10 protein-coding genes are annotated in these 16038 nt (G+C 71.9%); all 10 read left to right on the forward strand.

Features of this window, described 5'->3' with window-relative positions:
• Positions 1-21: 21 nt before the first annotated feature.
• Positions 22-1530, forward strand: a complete 1509-nt coding sequence (locus tag ACZ6C1_RS12560; protein WP_469240240.1) for a CYTH and CHAD domain-containing protein — start codon at positions 22-24, stop codon at positions 1528-1530.
• A gap of 59 nt (positions 1531-1589) precedes the next feature.
• A complete protein-coding gene (locus tag ACZ6C1_RS12565; protein WP_469240241.1) occupies positions 1590-3512 on the forward strand; it encodes a TIGR03960 family B12-binding radical SAM protein in 1923 nt (640 codons plus the stop codon).
• Between the two features lie 71 nt (positions 3513-3583).
• A complete protein-coding gene (locus tag ACZ6C1_RS12570) occupies positions 3584-4597 on the forward strand; it encodes a hypothetical protein (RefSeq protein WP_469240242.1) in 1014 nt (337 codons plus the stop codon).
• Positions 4598-4720: 123 nt separating this feature from the next.
• Positions 4721-5503, forward strand: a complete 783-nt coding sequence (locus tag ACZ6C1_RS12575) for a TIGR03936 family radical SAM-associated protein (RefSeq protein WP_469240243.1) — start codon at positions 4721-4723, stop codon at positions 5501-5503.
• 183 nt (positions 5504-5686) lie between these two features.
• The gene (locus tag ACZ6C1_RS12580; RefSeq protein ID WP_469240244.1) at positions 5687-9511 is read left to right on the forward strand and encodes an Rne/Rng family ribonuclease; all 3825 of its coding nucleotides are present in this window, start codon (positions 5687-5689) and stop codon (positions 9509-9511) included.
• 395 nt (positions 9512-9906) lie between these two features.
• Positions 9907-11028 (forward strand): DegT/DnrJ/EryC1/StrS family aminotransferase, encoded by a 1122-nt coding sequence (locus ACZ6C1_RS12585; RefSeq protein ID WP_469240245.1) that lies wholly within the window; start codon positions 9907-9909, stop codon positions 11026-11028.
• Positions 11025-12038: a Gfo/Idh/MocA family protein gene (locus ACZ6C1_RS12590; RefSeq protein ID WP_469240246.1), complete on the forward strand. Its 1014-nt coding sequence runs from the start codon at positions 11025-11027 to the stop codon at positions 12036-12038. Before ACZ6C1_RS12585 ends, ACZ6C1_RS12590 begins: the two co-directional genes overlap by 4 nt.
• Positions 12035-13663 carry a glycosyltransferase family 2 protein gene (locus ACZ6C1_RS12595; RefSeq protein WP_469240247.1) on the forward strand — a complete coding sequence of 543 codons (1629 nt, stop codon included), beginning with the start codon at positions 12035-12037 and terminating at the stop codon, positions 13661-13663. Before ACZ6C1_RS12590 ends, ACZ6C1_RS12595 begins: the two co-directional genes overlap by 4 nt.
• Positions 13660-14943 carry a nucleotide sugar dehydrogenase gene (locus ACZ6C1_RS12600; RefSeq protein ID WP_469240248.1) on the forward strand — a complete coding sequence of 428 codons (1284 nt, stop codon included), beginning with the start codon at positions 13660-13662 and terminating at the stop codon, positions 14941-14943. Before ACZ6C1_RS12595 ends, ACZ6C1_RS12600 begins: the two co-directional genes overlap by 4 nt.
• 81 nt (positions 14944-15024) lie before the next feature.
• On the forward strand, positions 15025-15993 hold the full coding sequence (gene galE / locus ACZ6C1_RS12605; RefSeq protein WP_469240249.1) for a UDP-glucose 4-epimerase GalE: 969 nt from the start codon (positions 15025-15027) through the stop codon (positions 15991-15993).
• Positions 15994-16038: the final 45 nt, after the last annotated feature.

The following is a 16038-nucleotide window of genomic DNA, read 5'->3' on the forward strand; positions in this document are numbered from 1 at the left end:
GTCGGGGGCACTTAGATTCGAATGAGGGCGGACGCGAAACGCGAGATCGAGCGGAAGTACGAAGCCGGCCCCGGCACCCGGCTCCCGGACCTGACGGGCGTACGCGGTGTCTCGGCGGTCCTCGACCGGGGCGTCGTCGAACTGGACGCCGTCTACTACGACACCGACGACCTGCGCCTGGCCGAGGCGTCCATCACCCTGCGCCGCCGCACCGGCGGTACGGACGCGGGCTGGCACCTCAAACTGCCGGTCGCCCCCGGGGTACGGGACGAACTGCGCGCGCCCCTGGAGGACGACCTGCCCAGCTCCCTGGCCGGGCTGGTCCGCGCCAGGACCCGGGGCGCCCCGCTCGTCCCGCTGGTACGGCTCCGCTCCCGCCGCGACGTCCGCCACCTCGTCGACGCCGAGGGCGCCCTGCTCGCCGAGGCGAGCACCGACACGGTCCGCGCCGAGCGGCTCACCGGCGGGGACGGCGGCACCGTCGAATGGACCGAGATCGAGGTCGAACTGGCCGACGACGGCGACCCCGCGTTCCTCGACGCCGTGCACAAACGGCTCCGCAAGAAAGGGCTCGAGCCCGCCGGGTCGGCGTCCAAACTCGCCAAGGCGCTCCAGGACACCGGGTGGCGGCCACCGCAGCCCCCCGAACCGGACGGCACCGCCGGCGGCTGCATCCTCGCCCACCTGCGCGAACAGGCCGACAAGCTGGTCACCTACGACGCCGCCGTACGCCGCGACCTGCCCGACTCCGTCCACCAGATGCGCGTCGCCACCCGCCGTCTGCGCAGCGCCTTCCGTACGTACCGGAAGGTCCTGGACCCGGCCGCCAGCCGCCCCGTCGCCGACGAGCTGAGGTGGCTGGCCCGCGAACTGGGCGTCGACCGCGACCAGGAGGTCCTCGCCGAGCGGCTCACCGCCCGCATCGACACCCTGCCCGTCACACTGCTCCTCGGGCCGGTCAGGGGACGCCTCCGCGCCTGGTCCGCCGCCGGCCGCGCCGCATCACGCGCCCGCACCCTCGCCGCCCTGGACAGCGACCGCTACGCCGCCCTCCTGGACGCCCTCCACACCCTGCTCGCCGACCCGCCGCTGCGCCCCGCCGCTCGGAAGGACGCCGCCGCGGTCCTGCCCAGGGCGATCCTCAAGGACCACGAGCGGCTCGCCGCCCGTATCGACCGGGCGCTTGCCCTGCCCGCCGGCCACGACCGGGACGTCGCCATGCACGAGGCCCGCAAGGCCGCCAAGCGTGCCCGGTACGCCGCCGAGGCCGCCGCGCCCGTGCTCGGGAAGCCCGCGAAGCGGTTCGTCAAACGGGTGAAGGCCGTCCAGAAGGTCCTCGGCGACCACCAGGACGCCGTCGTCGCCCGCGACACCCTCCGCGACCTCGCCATCCGGGCACACCTGGCGGGCGAGAGCGCCTTCACCTGGGGGCTGCTCTACGGCCAGGAGGAGGCCGGGGCGGCGGAGCGCGAAAGGGAGCTTCCCAAGGTATGGGCGAGGGCGGTGCCGGGGAAACTGCGGCGGCTCTGACCTTCCACGCACCGGGGTACGCTTGAGAGTCGCCCCCTGCCAGCTCATGAAGGTCTCTGATGTCCGAGTCGGTCTTCCCACAGCTCGAAGCTCTGCTCCCGCACGTGCAGAAGCCCATTCAGTACGTCGGCGGTGAGCTGAACTCCACCGTCAAGCCCTGGGACGAGTGCGACGTGCGCTGGGCGCTCATGTACCCGGACGCCTACGAGGTCGGACTCCCCAACCAGGGCGTCATGATCCTTTACGAGGTACTGAACGAGCGTGAGGGCGTACTGGCCGAGCGCACGTACAGCGTGTGGCCCGACCTCGAAGCGCTGATGCGCGAGCACCACGTGCCGCAGTTCACGGTGGACAGCCACCGGCCCGTGAAGGCGTTCGACGTCTTCGGCCTGAGCTTCTCCACCGAGCTCGGCTACACCAACATGCTCACGGCGCTCGACCTGGCGGGCATCCCGCTGGAGTCCAAGGACCGCACGCTCGACGACCCGATCGTGCTCGCGGGCGGCCACGCGGCCTTCAACCCGGAGCCGATCGCCGACTTCATCGACGCCGCGATCATCGGTGACGGCGAGCAGGCCGTGCTCGACATGACCGAGATCATCCGCGCCTGGAAGGCGGAGGGCCGCCCCGGCGGACGCGAGGAGGTCCTCTTCCGGCTCGCGAAGACCGGCTCGGTCTACATCCCGGCGTTCTACGACGTCGAGTACCTGCCCGACGGCCGTATCGGCCGTGTGGTGCCGAACAAGTCGGGCGTCCCGTGGCGTGTGTCCAAGCACACCGTCATGGACCTCGACGAGTGGCCCTACCCCAAGCAGCCGCTCGTCCCGCTCGCCGAGACCGTCCACGAGCGGATGTCCGTCGAGATCTTCCGCGGCTGCACCCGCGGCTGCCGTTTCTGCCAGGCCGGCATGATCACGCGCCCCGTGCGGGAGCGAAGCATCACCGGCATCGGCGAGATGGTCGAGAAGGGTCTCAAGGCGACCGGCTTCGAGGAGGTCGGCCTGCTGTCGCTGTCCTCCGCCGACCACTCCGAGATCGGTGACATCGCCAAGGGCCTCGCCGACCGGTACGAGGAGGACAAGGTCGGCCTGTCCCTCCCCTCGACCCGGGTGGACGCGTTCAACGTGGACCTCGCCAACGAGCTGACCAGGAACGGCCGTCGGTCCGGTCTCACCTTCGCCCCCGAGGGCGGCTCCGAGCGCATGCGCAAGGTCATCAACAAGATGGTCTCGGAGGAGGATCTGATCCGCACGGTCTCCACGGCGTACGGCAACGGCTGGCGCCAGGTGAAGCTGTACTTCATGTGCGGCCTGCCCACCGAGACCGACGAGGACGTCCTCCAGATCGCCGACATGGCGATGAACGTCATCGCGGAGGGCCGCAAGGTCTCCGGCCAGGACGACATCCGCTGCACCGTCTCCATCGGCGGTTTCGTGCCCAAGCCGCACACCCCCTTCCAGTGGGCGCCGCAGCTGTCCGCCGAGGAGACCGACGCCCGCCTGGAGAAGCTCCGCGACAAGATCCGCGGCGACAAGAAGTACGGCCGGTCCATCGGCTTCCGCTACCACGACGGCAAGCCCGGCATCGTCGAGGGCCTGCTCTCCCGCGGCGACCGCCGCGTGGGCGCCGTCATCCGCGCCGTCTACGAGGACGGCGGCCGGTTCGACGGCTGGCGCGAGCACTTCTCCTACGACCGCTGGATGGCCTGCGCGGAGAAGACGCTGCCCGAGTTCGGCGTGGACGTCGACTGGTACACCACCCGCGAGCGCACCTACGAGGAGGTCCTGCCCTGGGACCACCTGGACTCCGGTCTCGACAAGGACTGGCTCTGGGAGGACTGGCAGGACGCGCTCGACGAGACCGAGGTCGAGGACTGCCGCTGGACGCCGTGCTTCGACTGCGGTGTGTGCCCGCAGATGGACACCCACATCCAGATCGGTCCGACGGGCAAGAAGCTGCTGCCGCTGACCGTGGTCAAGTGATCATGTAACGTCCGCGCAACGGCCCGGCCCGGGGAGAAACCCCGGGCCGGGCCGTTCGCGTCCTGCCGGGCATGGACCTGGACAAGCGTCAGCACGAACCCGAGGGATGCCTCACGGCCGCCATCCGGATCCCGGTGCGGATCGTGGTGCTGCTCGTCGTCGTTCCCGTACGCGTCGCCTGGGACGCCCTCACCGTGTGCGGCCGGGCACTCGACCGGGTGGTGCTGCGCCCCCTCGGCCGGGCGCTGTACATGCTGTGCGTCACCCCTCTGGTGTGGCTGTGGAAGCACGTCCTGGCGCCCCTCGGCCGCGCGCTGGCGTGGCTGGCCGGGGCGCTCGTGACGTACGGACTCGTGAAGCCCGCCGGATGGCTGTACCGCTGGGTGCTCACGCCGCTCGGGCACGCGCTCGTGTGGCTGGGGGAGACCCTGGTCATGGCCCCGGCGCGATGGCTGTATCGATACCTGCTGACACCGCTCGGACACGGCGCCGCCTGGCTGGCGAAAGCACTGTTCGTGTGGCCGTGGGTGGCGCTGTGGCGGTACGTGGTCGTGCCCGTCGTCCGGTACGGGATCGTCGTCCCGCTGGTGTGGCTGTACCGCTGGGTGCTCGTCCCGCCCGCGCGGTGGCTGTACCGGTGGGTGCTCACCCCGGTGGGGCGGGCGCTCGTCGTCGTCGGGCGGGAGGTCCGGGACGCGATCGTGATGGCGTGGCGCGTCGCCGGGTACGTCTCGCGGGCCGTGGGGCGTGCGCTGAAGTGGCTCGCCCGGAACCTGGTGGGCCGGCCGGTCGCCTGGTGCTACCGGAACGTGTGCACGCCGGTCGGTCACGCCCTGCGCGACCACCTCTGGCGCCCGGTCCACAAGGCCGCCGTCGAGGCGGGCCGCGCCACCCGGGCGGCGCTCGCCTCGGCCGCCGAGACGGTCCGCCGGGCCCGCCGGCACGCGTGGCGGGCGCTGGTCGGCGGACCCCCGGCGGGACGGCCTGGGGAACCGGCCGCAGCTCCGGCGCGTAGTCTGGGTAGTACAACGACTGCGCCCGGCGTGGCGCCCGCACCCGAGATCTCCCTGCGAAAGCGGGGGTGAGCCGGGCGGGACCCCCGGGAGCCGCCCGAATTTCGTGGGCGGAGCGCCACCGCGCCCGCCCCGCACCGAGGAGAAGAACCACTGGGCAAGCGACAGCCCGAAGGCCCGCCGCCCGCACCGGCAGTGCAGCGCATCCGCCTGCGCTACACCAAGCGCGGCCGCCTCCGGTTCACCAGCCACCGCGACTTCCAGCGTGCGTTCGAGCGCGCGCTGCGCCGCGCCGAGGTGCCCATGGCGTACTCGGCGGGCTTCACGCCGCACCCCAAGGTCTCGTACGCCAATGCCGCCCCCACCGGTACGGGCTCCGAGGCCGAGTACCTGGAGATCGCGCTCACCGAGCCGCGCGACCCGGAGAAGCTGCGCGAGCTGCTCGACGAGTCGCTGCCGGACGGCCTCGACATCACCGACGCCGTCGAGGCCCGCACGTCCGGCCTCGCCGACCGGCTGACCGCGTCCGTCTGGGAGCTGCGCCTGGAGGGCGTGTCGGAGGAGGAGGCCGAGCGCGCCGTCGCCGCCTTCCTCGCCGCCGACGCCGTCGAGGTGCAGCGCAAGACCAAGAACGGGATGCGCACCTTCGACGCGCGGGTCGCCGTGGCGGGTCTGGAAACCGGTTCTGCGCCGTCTGATAGGCCTGGACAGGGCCCCTGTGCGATACTGCGGCTGGTTGTTCGGCACGTGACACCTGCCGTGCGACCCGACGACGTCCTGTCCGGTCTCCGAGCTGTGGCCGACCTGGCGCCGCCGGTCCCCGCAGCGGTGACCAGGCTGGCGCAGGGGCTCTTCGACGAGGAGTCCGGCACGGTGACCGACCCGCTCGCGCCCGACCGCGAGGCAGTCACGGCCGCCCCACAAAAGGCCGCCGGACTCGCCGCCGCCCCGGAGCCGACAGGTGCAGGTTCCGCGTAGGGCGGTCGTTGTAGCGCGGCCCTGGCACTCGGGAGCCACCTGGGTCGGGCCGCGTACACCCACAGGAGACTTTCGCCAGGCCGTACGTACAACGCGTACGGAACCGGCGAGCCAGACATAACAGCTCCCGTGCGGCGCCGCGCCAGACGCGGCGCCCGGGAGCGTGACGGGAGAACCGCCCGCATGCTCGAGCCGAACGAAACCGGCACCAACGCCGGTAACCACAGCGAAGAGAACAACTCGCCCAGCGACACGCTGCCGCCGCGCCGCCGTCGCCGGGCCGCATCGCGCCCGGCCGGCCCGCCGGTCGCGGCGAGCGCCGGGGACGCCCCGGCCGGCGAGGTCGTCGTCGAGACGCCCGCCGCCGAGGTGGCCGATGTCGCCTCCCTCGCCGAAGCGCCCAACGAGGCCCCCGAGCCCGCTCCGGCGCGTCCGCGCCGCCGTGCGACCCGTAAGGCGACCGCTCCGGCGGGTGCCCCGCAGGTCGCGGAGGAGCCGCAGGCCCAAGTGGCCGAGGAGCCCGAGGCCGTGCAGGAGCCGGAGGCCGCTCCGGCGCGTCCGCGCCGCCGTGCGACCCGTAAGGCGACCGCTCCGGCGGGTGCCCCCCAGGTCGCCGAGGAGCCCCAGGCCCCGGCCGCCGAGGAGCCGCAGGCGCCGGCCGCCGAGGAGGTCGCCGAGGAGCCCGAGGCAGCCCCGCGTCGTACCCGCCGCCGTGCCACCCGTAAGGCGACCGCGCCGCAGGCTCAGGTCGCGGCGGAGGACGACGGCGTCGCCGAGGCGGGCGAGAGCCTGCCGGCCGACACCGTCGCGCAGATCTCCTCCGACGAGGCGGGGGCCGAGGTCGCCGCCGCCGAGGAAGCCGCGTCCCGCGGCCGTACGCGCCGCCGGGCCACCGCCCCGCAGTTCACCGCCGAGCCGGTCAAGAAGCCCGAGCAGTCCCGCGGCCGCCGTGCCGCGCGGCCCGCCGTGCCCGTCTTCCAGGCCCCGGTCTTCACCGAGCCGATGTTCCAGACCCCGGAGACCGCCGCCGCCGCGGCCGCCGCCGAGGCAGCCGTCCAGGAAGAGGCCGAGGAGGTCGAGGAGGTCACCGAGACCGCCGCGCAGGCCCCCGCTCCGGTCGCCGAGCAGCCCGAGACCGGTGGCCGTCGCCGTCGCCGTCGCCGGGGCGAGCCCGCCGAGCCGGTCGTCGAGGCCGAGCCGGTGCGCCCCGCCCCGGAGCCCGAGGCCGAGGAGGAGGAGCCCGAGGCCGAGGCGGAAGCCGCCGAGGGCGAGGAGACCGACGAGTTCGGCGAGCGTCCGTCGCGCCGTCGCCGTCGTGGTGGCCGCCGTCGCCGCCGTGGTGAGGCCACCGAGGCGGAGGAGGCCGAGGAGGCCGCCCGCGCCGAGGAGGAGGCCGCCGAGGAAGAAGCCGAGGACGAGCGGGACGAGGCCGAGGAGGACGAGGCCGGCACCCCGTCCGCCGCCGGTACCAGCAGCTCGCGCCGTCGCCGTCGTCGTCGCCGCCGCAGCGGTGACGCGGGCGCCGAGGCCGAGACGGCCGGCGAGGAGGACGGCGTCCGTACGGTCGTCAAGGTCCGTGAGCCGCGCCCCGCGCGGGAGAAGGCCGAGCCGTCCGACGAGGTCCAGTCCATCAAGGGCTCGACCCGTCTGGAGGCGAAGAAGCAGCGCCGCCGCGAGGGCCGCGAGCAGGGCCGCCGCCGGGTGCCGATCATCACCGAGGCGGAGTTCCTGGCGCGCCGCGAGGCCGTCGAGCGCGTGATGGTCGTCCGCCAGAGCGGCGAGCGCACCCAGATCGGCGTCCTCGAGGACAACGTGCTCGTCGAGCACTACGTCAACAAGGAGCAGGCCACCAGCTACGTCGGCAACGTCTACCTGGGCAAGGTCCAGAACGTGCTGCCGTCCATGGAGGCCGCGTTCGTCGACATCGGCAAGGGCCGCAACGCCGTCCTGTACGCCGGTGAGGTCAACTTCGAGGCGCTCGGCATGGCCAACGGGCCGCGCCGTATCGAGACCGCCCTCAAGTCCGGCCAGTCCGTCCTCGTCCAGGTGACGAAGGACCCGATCGGCCACAAGGGCGCCCGCCTCACCAGCCAGGTCTCGCTGCCCGGCCGCTACCTGGTCTACGTGCCCGAGGGCTCGATGACCGGTATCAGCCGCAAGCTGCCCGACACCGAGCGGGCCCGTCTGAAGACCATCCTCAAGAAGATCGTCCCCGAGGACGCGGGCGTCATCGTGCGCACCGCCGCCGAGGGCGCGAGCGAGGACGAGCTGCGCCGTGACGTCGAGCGTCTCCAGGCGCAGTGGGAGGACATCCAGAAGAAGGCGAAGAGCGGCAACGCCCCGACCCTCCTCTACGGTGAGCCCGACATGACCGTCCGGGTCGTCCGCGACATCTTCAACGAGGACTTCTCGAAGGTGATCGTCAGCGGCGACGAGGCGTGGAAGACCATCCACGGGTACGTGTCGCACGTCGCGCCCGACCTGGCGGACCGGCTGCAGCGCTGGACGTCGGAGGTCGACGTCTTCGCGACGTACCGGATCGACGAGCAGCTGATGAAGGCGCTGGACCGCAAGGTCTGGCTGCCGTCCGGTGGTTCGCTGGTGATCGACAAGACCGAGGCGATGATCGTCGTCGACGTCAACACCGGCAAGTTCACCGGCCAGGGCGGCAACCTCGAGGAGACCGTCACCAGGAACAACCTGGAGGCGGCCGAGGAGATCGTGCGTCAGCTGCGGCTGCGCGACCTGGGCGGCATCGTCGTCATCGACTTCATCGACATGGTGCTGGAGTCCAACCGGGACCTGGTGCTGCGGCGCCTGCTGGAGTGCCTGGGCCGGGACCGGACCAAGCACCAGGTCGCCGAGGTCACTTCGCTGGGCCTGGTCCAGATGACCCGTAAGCGGGTGGGTCAGGGCCTGCTGGAGTCCTTCTCCGAGACCTGCGTCCACTGCAACGGCCGTGGCGTGATCGTCCACATGGAGCAGCCGACCTCCGCCGGTGGCGGTGGCAACGGCGGCAAGCGCGCCAAGAAGCGTGCCCGTGCCGCCGAGGCCGAGGCCGAGCTGGAGACCACCGGCACCGAGGCGGAGCCGGAGACCGAGACCGAGACCGAGGCCGAGGTCGCCGCGGAGGTCGCCGCCCCGGTGGCGGTGGAGGAGCCGTTCCGTCCGGACGAGGAGCTGTACTCCAGCGTCGCGGAGGCCGAGGCGGCCGCGGGCCGTGGGCGTTCGCGCCGCCGGGTGTCCCGCAAGGCGACGGCTCCGGCCGGTGCGCCGAAGGCCGCCGTGGAGCCCGAGCCGAAGCTCGGGGTCGCCGAGGTGGCCCCGGAGGCCGTCGAGGTGCAGGCCGCTCCGGCGCTCGTGGCCGCGGCGGAGGAGGCACCCGCTCCGCCGGCTGCCGAGGCTCCGCAGGGCCGTACCCGTCGGCGTGCCACCCGTAAGGCGACCGCCCCGGCGGGTCCGCCGAAGCCGGTGGTGACCGAGGAGGTGCCCGAGCCCGCCCCGGCCCAGTCCGAGCCCGTCCCGGCCCAGTCCGAGCCCGTCCCGGCCGAGTCGGAGCCCGCCCCGGCCGAGCCGGTGCAGGAGCAGCAGCCGGTGCAGGAGCAGCCGGTCGCCGAGGAGGCCCCCGTGGCCGCCCCGCCGCGTCCGCGCCGCCGGGTGGTCCGCAAGGTCACCGCACCGGCCGCTTCCCCCGCGGGTGGCGCGGAAGCCGCGGTGATCGTGGTGAGCAGCGGTTCCACGCCGGAGCCCGAGCCGGCTCAGGCCCCGGAGGCGGAGGCCGCGGAGACCGAGGCGCCGGCCAAGAAGACCGCGGCTCGCAAGACCGCCAAGAAGGCCACGGCGAAGAAGGCGGCCACCAAGAAGACGGCTGCCAAGAAGACGACCACGGCGAAGAAGACGACGGCGAAGAAGGCGGCCACCAAGTCGGCGGCGAAGACGGCGAAGACGGCGAAGACCGCCAAGTCGGCCACGTCGGCGTCGAAGGAGACCGTCTCGGCCGAGCAGTAGGCGGCCGGCCCGAGATCGCCGTGACCACGGTCACGGCGGGGGAGGGCGAGTCACCGCTGAACGGTTGGTGAGCGTCGATTGAACGTTCCGCGTTCCGCCCCGGATTAGTCCGGGGCGGAACCGGGATTTTGTTTCGGAATCGATGCCTCCTACGGTTAACGGCCCCGAAATTGACTAGGAAATTCCTGATAATGTGACGCCGGTCGCTGCCGTGGGCGGGCCCCGCCCGAAGACTACGGTCGGTGACCGACCCGGTTGAGGGACAGACCGGTCCCAGCATTCCTCGGTAGGGCGTCGGCATCGCGCCGGAGGGGTAAGCGCGGCCTTGTTAGCCTCCGCAACACCCTTCAGACCTCTGCCACAAAGAGCTCTTGCGGTGTTCAAGGAGGACGTCCATGCCGAGCATCAACGAGCAGCCCATCCCCGCTGCCCGCCCGGTCATCGGTGAAGAAGAGATCGAGGCCGCGGTACGCGTACTGCGCAGCGGCCGCGTCGTACAGGGCCCCGAAGTGGCCGCCTTCGAGGAGGGATTCTCCGAGCTGGTCGACGGCCGCCACTGCGTCGCCGTCAACTCCGGTACGTCGGCGCTGCACCTCCTTCTGATGGCGCTGAACATCGGCCCGGGTGACGAGGTGATCGTCCCGTCCTTCTCGTTCGCCGCCTCGGCGAACGCGGTCCGTCTCGTCGGCGCCGACGTCGTCTTCGTCGACATCGAGGCCGACAGCTTCAACATCGACCCGGCCGCCGTCGAGGCCGCCATCACCCCGCGCACCGCCGCGATCATGCCGGTCCACATCTACGGCAACCCGGCGGCCATGGACAAGATCATGGCCATCGCCGGGAAGCACAAGCTCGCGGTCGTCGAGGACGCCTGCCAGGCGCACGCCGCGGCTCTCCACGGCACCCCGGTCGGCGCGTTCGGCTCCGGCGGCACGTTCAGCTTCTACCCGACCAAGAACATGCACAGCCTCGAGGGCGGCATGATCTCCACGGCCGACGCCGAGGTCGCCCGCACCCTGCGCCTGCTGCGCAACCAGGGCATGGAGCAGCGGTACGCCAACGAGATCGTCGGCGCCAACATGCGTATGACGGACGTCGCCGCCGCCGTCGGCCGCGTCCAGCTGTCCAAGCTGCAGGGCTGGACCGAGACGCGCATCGCCAACGCCGCGTACCTGAGCGAGCACATCACCGCGCCCGGCATCGTGACGCCGATCGTCGCCGAGGGCGCGCGCCACATCTACCACCAGTACACGATCCGGGTGCAGGGCGGTGACCGCGACGCCGCCATGGCGAAGCTCACCGAGGCGGGCGTCGGCAACGCCGTCTACTACCCGACCCCGATCCACCGGCTGAAGCCGTACTGGGAGCCGGACCAGAAGGCCGGCCGGAACTGGGACCTGCCCGAGACGGAGAAGGCCGCCGGCGAGGTCGTCTCGCTGCCCGTGCACCCCTCGCTGACCCAGAACGACCTTGAGCGCATCGTCACCGCCGTGAACGCGCTGGGAGAGAACCTGTGACTGCTGCTGGACTGCGGGCCGGTCTGATCGGCCTCGGCTCGATGGGACGCCACCACGCCCGCGTACTCGCCGGGCTGGACGGCGTGACCCTCGTCGGCGTCGTCGACCCGATGGGCGACAAGAACGGCTGGGCGCAGGGCGCTCCCGTCCTGTCCACGGTCGAGGAACTGATCTCGCTGGGCATCGACTACGCCGTCGTGGCCTGCCCGACCGCGCTGCACGAGGAAGTCGGCCTGAAGCTCGCCGACGCCGGTGTTCACGCGCTGATCGAGAAGCCGGTCGCCGACACCGTCGCCGGTGCCCGCCGCCTCGTCGAGGCGTTCGAGACGCGCGGCCTGGTGGCCGGCGTCGGCCACATCGAGCGCTGCAACCCGGCGCTGCGGTCCCTGCGTTCCCGTCTGGAGGCCGGCGAGCTGGGCGACGTCTACCAGGTCGTCACCCGCCGCCAGGGTCCCTTCCCGCACCGCATCGCGGACGTCGGCGTGGTCAAGGACCTCGCCACCCACGACATCGACCTGACGGGCTGGGTCACCGGCCAGCAGTACACGTCGATCGCCGCGCACACGGTGTCCAAGTCGGGCCGCCCGCACGAGGACATGGTCTCCGCCGTCGGTCAGCTCTCCGACGGGACGATGGTCAACCACCTCGTCAACTGGCTGAGCCCGCTGAAGGAACGCTTCACGTCGGTCACCGGCGAGAAGGGCTGCTTCATCGCCGACACCCTCACCGCCGACCTGACGTTCTACTCGAACGCCGCCGTCGCCACCGAGTGGGAGGCGCTCCGCGCGTTCCGCGGTGTCTCCGAGGGCGACATGATCCGGTACGCCATCCCGAAGCGCGAGCCGCTCCTCGTCGAGCACGAGCTGTTCCGGGACGCGGTCCTCGGCAAGGGTGACGACATCTGCACGCTGCGCCAGGGTCTGCGTACGGTGGAGGTGGCCGCGGCGGTCATCGACTCCGCCGACCGCGGTGTCACCGTGCGGCTCACCCCGGAGGACGTGGCCAGTTGACCACACCCGATGTCACCGTCGTGGTAGCCGTGTACAACACGATGCCGTACCTCACCGAGTGCCTGAACTCGCTGGTGGGGCAGAGCATCGGGCTGGACCGGCTCGAGGTCGTGGCCGTCGACGACGGCTCGACCGACGACAGTGGCCGGGAACTGGACCGCTTCGCGGAGACGTACCCGAACACTGTCAAGGTGATCCATCAGGCCAACTCCGGTGGCCCGGCTGCTCCCAGCAACCGGGCCCTGGAGCTGGCCACCGGTCGTTATGTGTACTTCATCGGCTCCGACGACTACCTGGGCAGCGAGGCCCTGGAGCGCATGGTGGCCTGTGCCGACGAGCACGGCTCCGACGTCGTCGTCGGCAAGATGGTGGGCACCAACGGCCGTTACGTCCACCAGGCGCTCTACAAGAAGAGCGACCCGGACGTCTCGCTGTACGAATCGGCCCTGCCGTTCACGCTGGCCAACACCAAGCTCTTCCGCCGCGAGCTGGTGGAGAAGTACGAGCTGCGCTTCCCCGAGGACCTGCCGGTCGGCTCCGACCAGCCGTTCACCCTGGAGGCGTGCGTACGGGCCGCGAAGATCTCGGTCCTGGCGGACTACACGTACTACTACGCGGTCAAGCGCGGCGACGCCAGCAACATCACCTACCGGGCGAACCACCTGTCCCGGCTGCGCTGCACCGAGCGGATCATGCACTTCGCGGCCTCGCTGATCGAGGCGGGCCCGCAGCGTGACGCGGTCCTCAAGCGCCACTTCACCTGGGAGCTCGCCAAGCTGATCCAGGACGACTTCCCGGGCCTGGACGCGGTGACGCGGACCGAGGTGTGCGCGGGCATCGCGGCGCTCGCGGACGAGTACTTCACCGACGCGCTGCGCGACTCGATGGACGTCAAGCGGCGGGTGCGGATCAGCCTGGCCCGGCGGGGTGCCGTCGATGAGCTCGTACGGGCCATCGAGGACGAGGCCGAGCACGGCTCACCGCCGCTGCTGCTGGAGGACGGGCGGGCGTTCGTCCGCTACCCCGGTTTCCGCGACCCCGCCGTGGGGCTCCCGGACCGGGTGTACGAGGTGATCGGCGAGGCCGTCCCCGGGCGGCTGGCCGAGGGCACCTCGCTGGTCGCGGCCGAGTGGCACCAGAGCGGCGACGACATGGCCGTCGACCTGACGGTCCGGCTCGGGCTGACCGGCGACACCGGCTCCGCCGTCGTGAGGCTCGCCACCAAGGCCATGCCGAAGAGCGCCGACAAGCCCGGCGCCCGAAGGCTCCCCATGGGCCACGAACTGCCCGCGCCAGTCGGGGAGTTCACCCGCAAGCCGACCGAGGACGGCGAGGGCACCCTGCTGTCCGCCCGTATCCCGGTCACACCGAAGAGCGCCAAGCTCGGCGTGCGCGTGTACGCCGACGTGGCAGGCTCGACGTACGAGATTCCCGTGCCGGTCCGTGGCAGGCCGCTGCCCCTGGCCCGCCGCTGGCGGGAGAGGATCCCGTACCGGATCTCCGCCAACGCCAACCCCAAGGGGCGGCTGGTGATCACCACGGCTCCGCTCTGGGAGCCCTCGCTCGGCGTGGGCAAGCGACTGCGTCAACTGATGTCCCGTGTGAAGAGGAAACTGACCCGATGAATATCTGTGTAGTCGCGCTCGGCAAGATCGGCCTGCCGCTCGCCGTGCAGTTCGCCGCCAAGGGCCACAAGGTCATCGGCGCCGACGTCAACGAGAAGGTCGTCGAGCTGGTCAACGCCGGCACCGAGCCCTTCCCCGGCGAGCACGACCTCGACCGGCTGCTGAAGCAGACCGTCGACGCCGGTCTGCTGTCCGCGACCACCGACACCGCGGCCGCCGTCGCCCAGTCCGAGGCCGTCGTGGTCGTCGTCCCGCTGTTCGTGGACGCCGAGGGCACCCCCGACTTCGGCTGGATGGACTCCGCGACGAAGGCCATCGCCAAGGGCCTCAAGCCGGGCACCCTCGTCTCCTACGAGACGACCCTGCCGGTCGGCACGACCCGCACCCGCTGGGCGCCGATGCTGGAGGAGGGCTCCGGCCTGAAGGCGGGCGAGGACTTCCACCTGGTCTTCTCCCCGGAGCGCGTCCTCACCGGCCGCGTCTTCGCCGACCTGCGCCGCTACCCCAAGCTCGTCGGCGGCATCGACGAGGCGTCGGCGAAGCACGGCGTCGAGTTCTACGAGCAGGTCCTCGACTTCGACGAGCGCGACGACCTGCCCCGCGCCAACGGCGTGTGGGACCTGGGCACCGCGGAGGCCTCCGAGCTCGCCAAGCTCGCCGAGACCACCTACCGCGACGTCAACATCGGTCTGGCCAACCAGTTCGCCCGGTTCGCCGACAAGCAGAACATCGACGTCCTGAAGGTCATCGAGGCCTGCAACTCCCAGCCCTACAGCCACATCCACCAGCCGGGCATCGCCGTCGGCGGCCACTGCATCCCGATCTACCCGCGGATGTACCTGTGGAACGACCCGGAGGCCACCGTCGTGCGCTCGGCCCGCGAGGCCAACGCCGCGATGCCCGAGTACGCCGTCGACCTGCTGGCCGCCGCCTACGGCGACCTGAAGGACGTCAACGTGCTCGTGCTGGGCGCCGCCTACCGCGGCGGCGTCAAGGAGACCGCGTTCTCCGGCGTCTTCGGCACCGTCGAGGCCCTCAAGGCCCGCGGCGCCGTCCCGTACGTCTCCGACCCGATGTACACGGCCGAGGAGCTCGCCGCGCACGGCCTCACCCCGCACCAGGGCGAGAAGGTCACCGCCGCGATCCTCCAGGCCGACCACGCCGAGTACAAGGAGCTGGCCGCCTCCGACCTGCCGGACGTCACCGTCCTGGTCGACGGCCGCCGCACCACGGACCCGGCCCGCTGGGAGGGTGTCCGCCGCGTCGTCATCGGCGGCTGACCCGGCCGGTCCCATACGTAACGAACCATGGCCCTGCCCCGCACTCCCGTGGGGCGGGGCCGCCTTGCAGAGGGTTTCCCCATGACCTGGTTGATTACTGGCGGCGCCGGATTCATCGGCTCCCACGTGGTGAAGGCGATGGCCGACGGCGGTGAGCGGATCGTCGTGCTCGACGACCTGAGCACCGGCCGTCCCGAGCGGCTCCCCGAGGGCGTCCCCCTGGAGGTCGGCACCGTCCTGGACCGGGACGTCGTCGACCGTGTGCTGCGTGAGCACGGCGTCACCGGCATCGTGCACATCGCGGGCAAGAAGCAGGTCGCCGAGTCCGTCGCCAAGCCGCTGCACTACTACCGCGAGAACGTCGAGGGCCTCCGTACGCTCCTGGAAGGCGCCGTCGAGGCCGGGGTGACCCGGTTCCTGTTCTCCTCGTCGGCCGCCGTGTACGGCATGCCCGACGTGGACCTGGTCACCGAGGCCACGCCGTGCGCGCCCATCAACCCGTACGGCGAGACCAAGCTGGCCGGCGAGTGGCTGGTCACGGCGACGGGCCGGACGCACGGGATGGCGACCGCCTCCCTGCGCTACTTCAACGTGGCGGGCGCGGCCAGCCCCGAGCTCGGCGACGACGGTGTCTTCAACCTCGTACCGATGGTGTTCGAACGCCTCACGGCCGACGAACAGCCGCGGATCTTCGGCGACGACTACCCGACGCCCGACGGCACCTGCATCCGCGACTACATCCACGTCGAGGACATCGCCTCCGCGCACGTCGCCGCCGCCCGCCGGCTGGCCGCCGACCCGGACGCCTCGCTGATCCTGAACATCGGCCGCGGCGAGGGCGTCTCCGTCACGGAGATGGTCGGCATCATCCAGGACGTCACCGGCCGCACCGACATCGAGCCGCTCGTCACCGACCGCCGTCCCGGCGACCCGGCCCGGGTGGTGGCCTCCGCCGACCGCATCGCCGAGGAGCTCGGCTGGAGCGCGCGGTACGGGGTGCGGGAGATGGTCGAGTCCGCGTGGGCGGGCTGGCAGCTGCGCCACCCGTGACCACCGCGGGAACGGAGAAGGGCCCCGGGATCGCTCCCGGGGCCC

The organism is Streptomyces sp. NPDC041796, assembly GCF_055590785.1.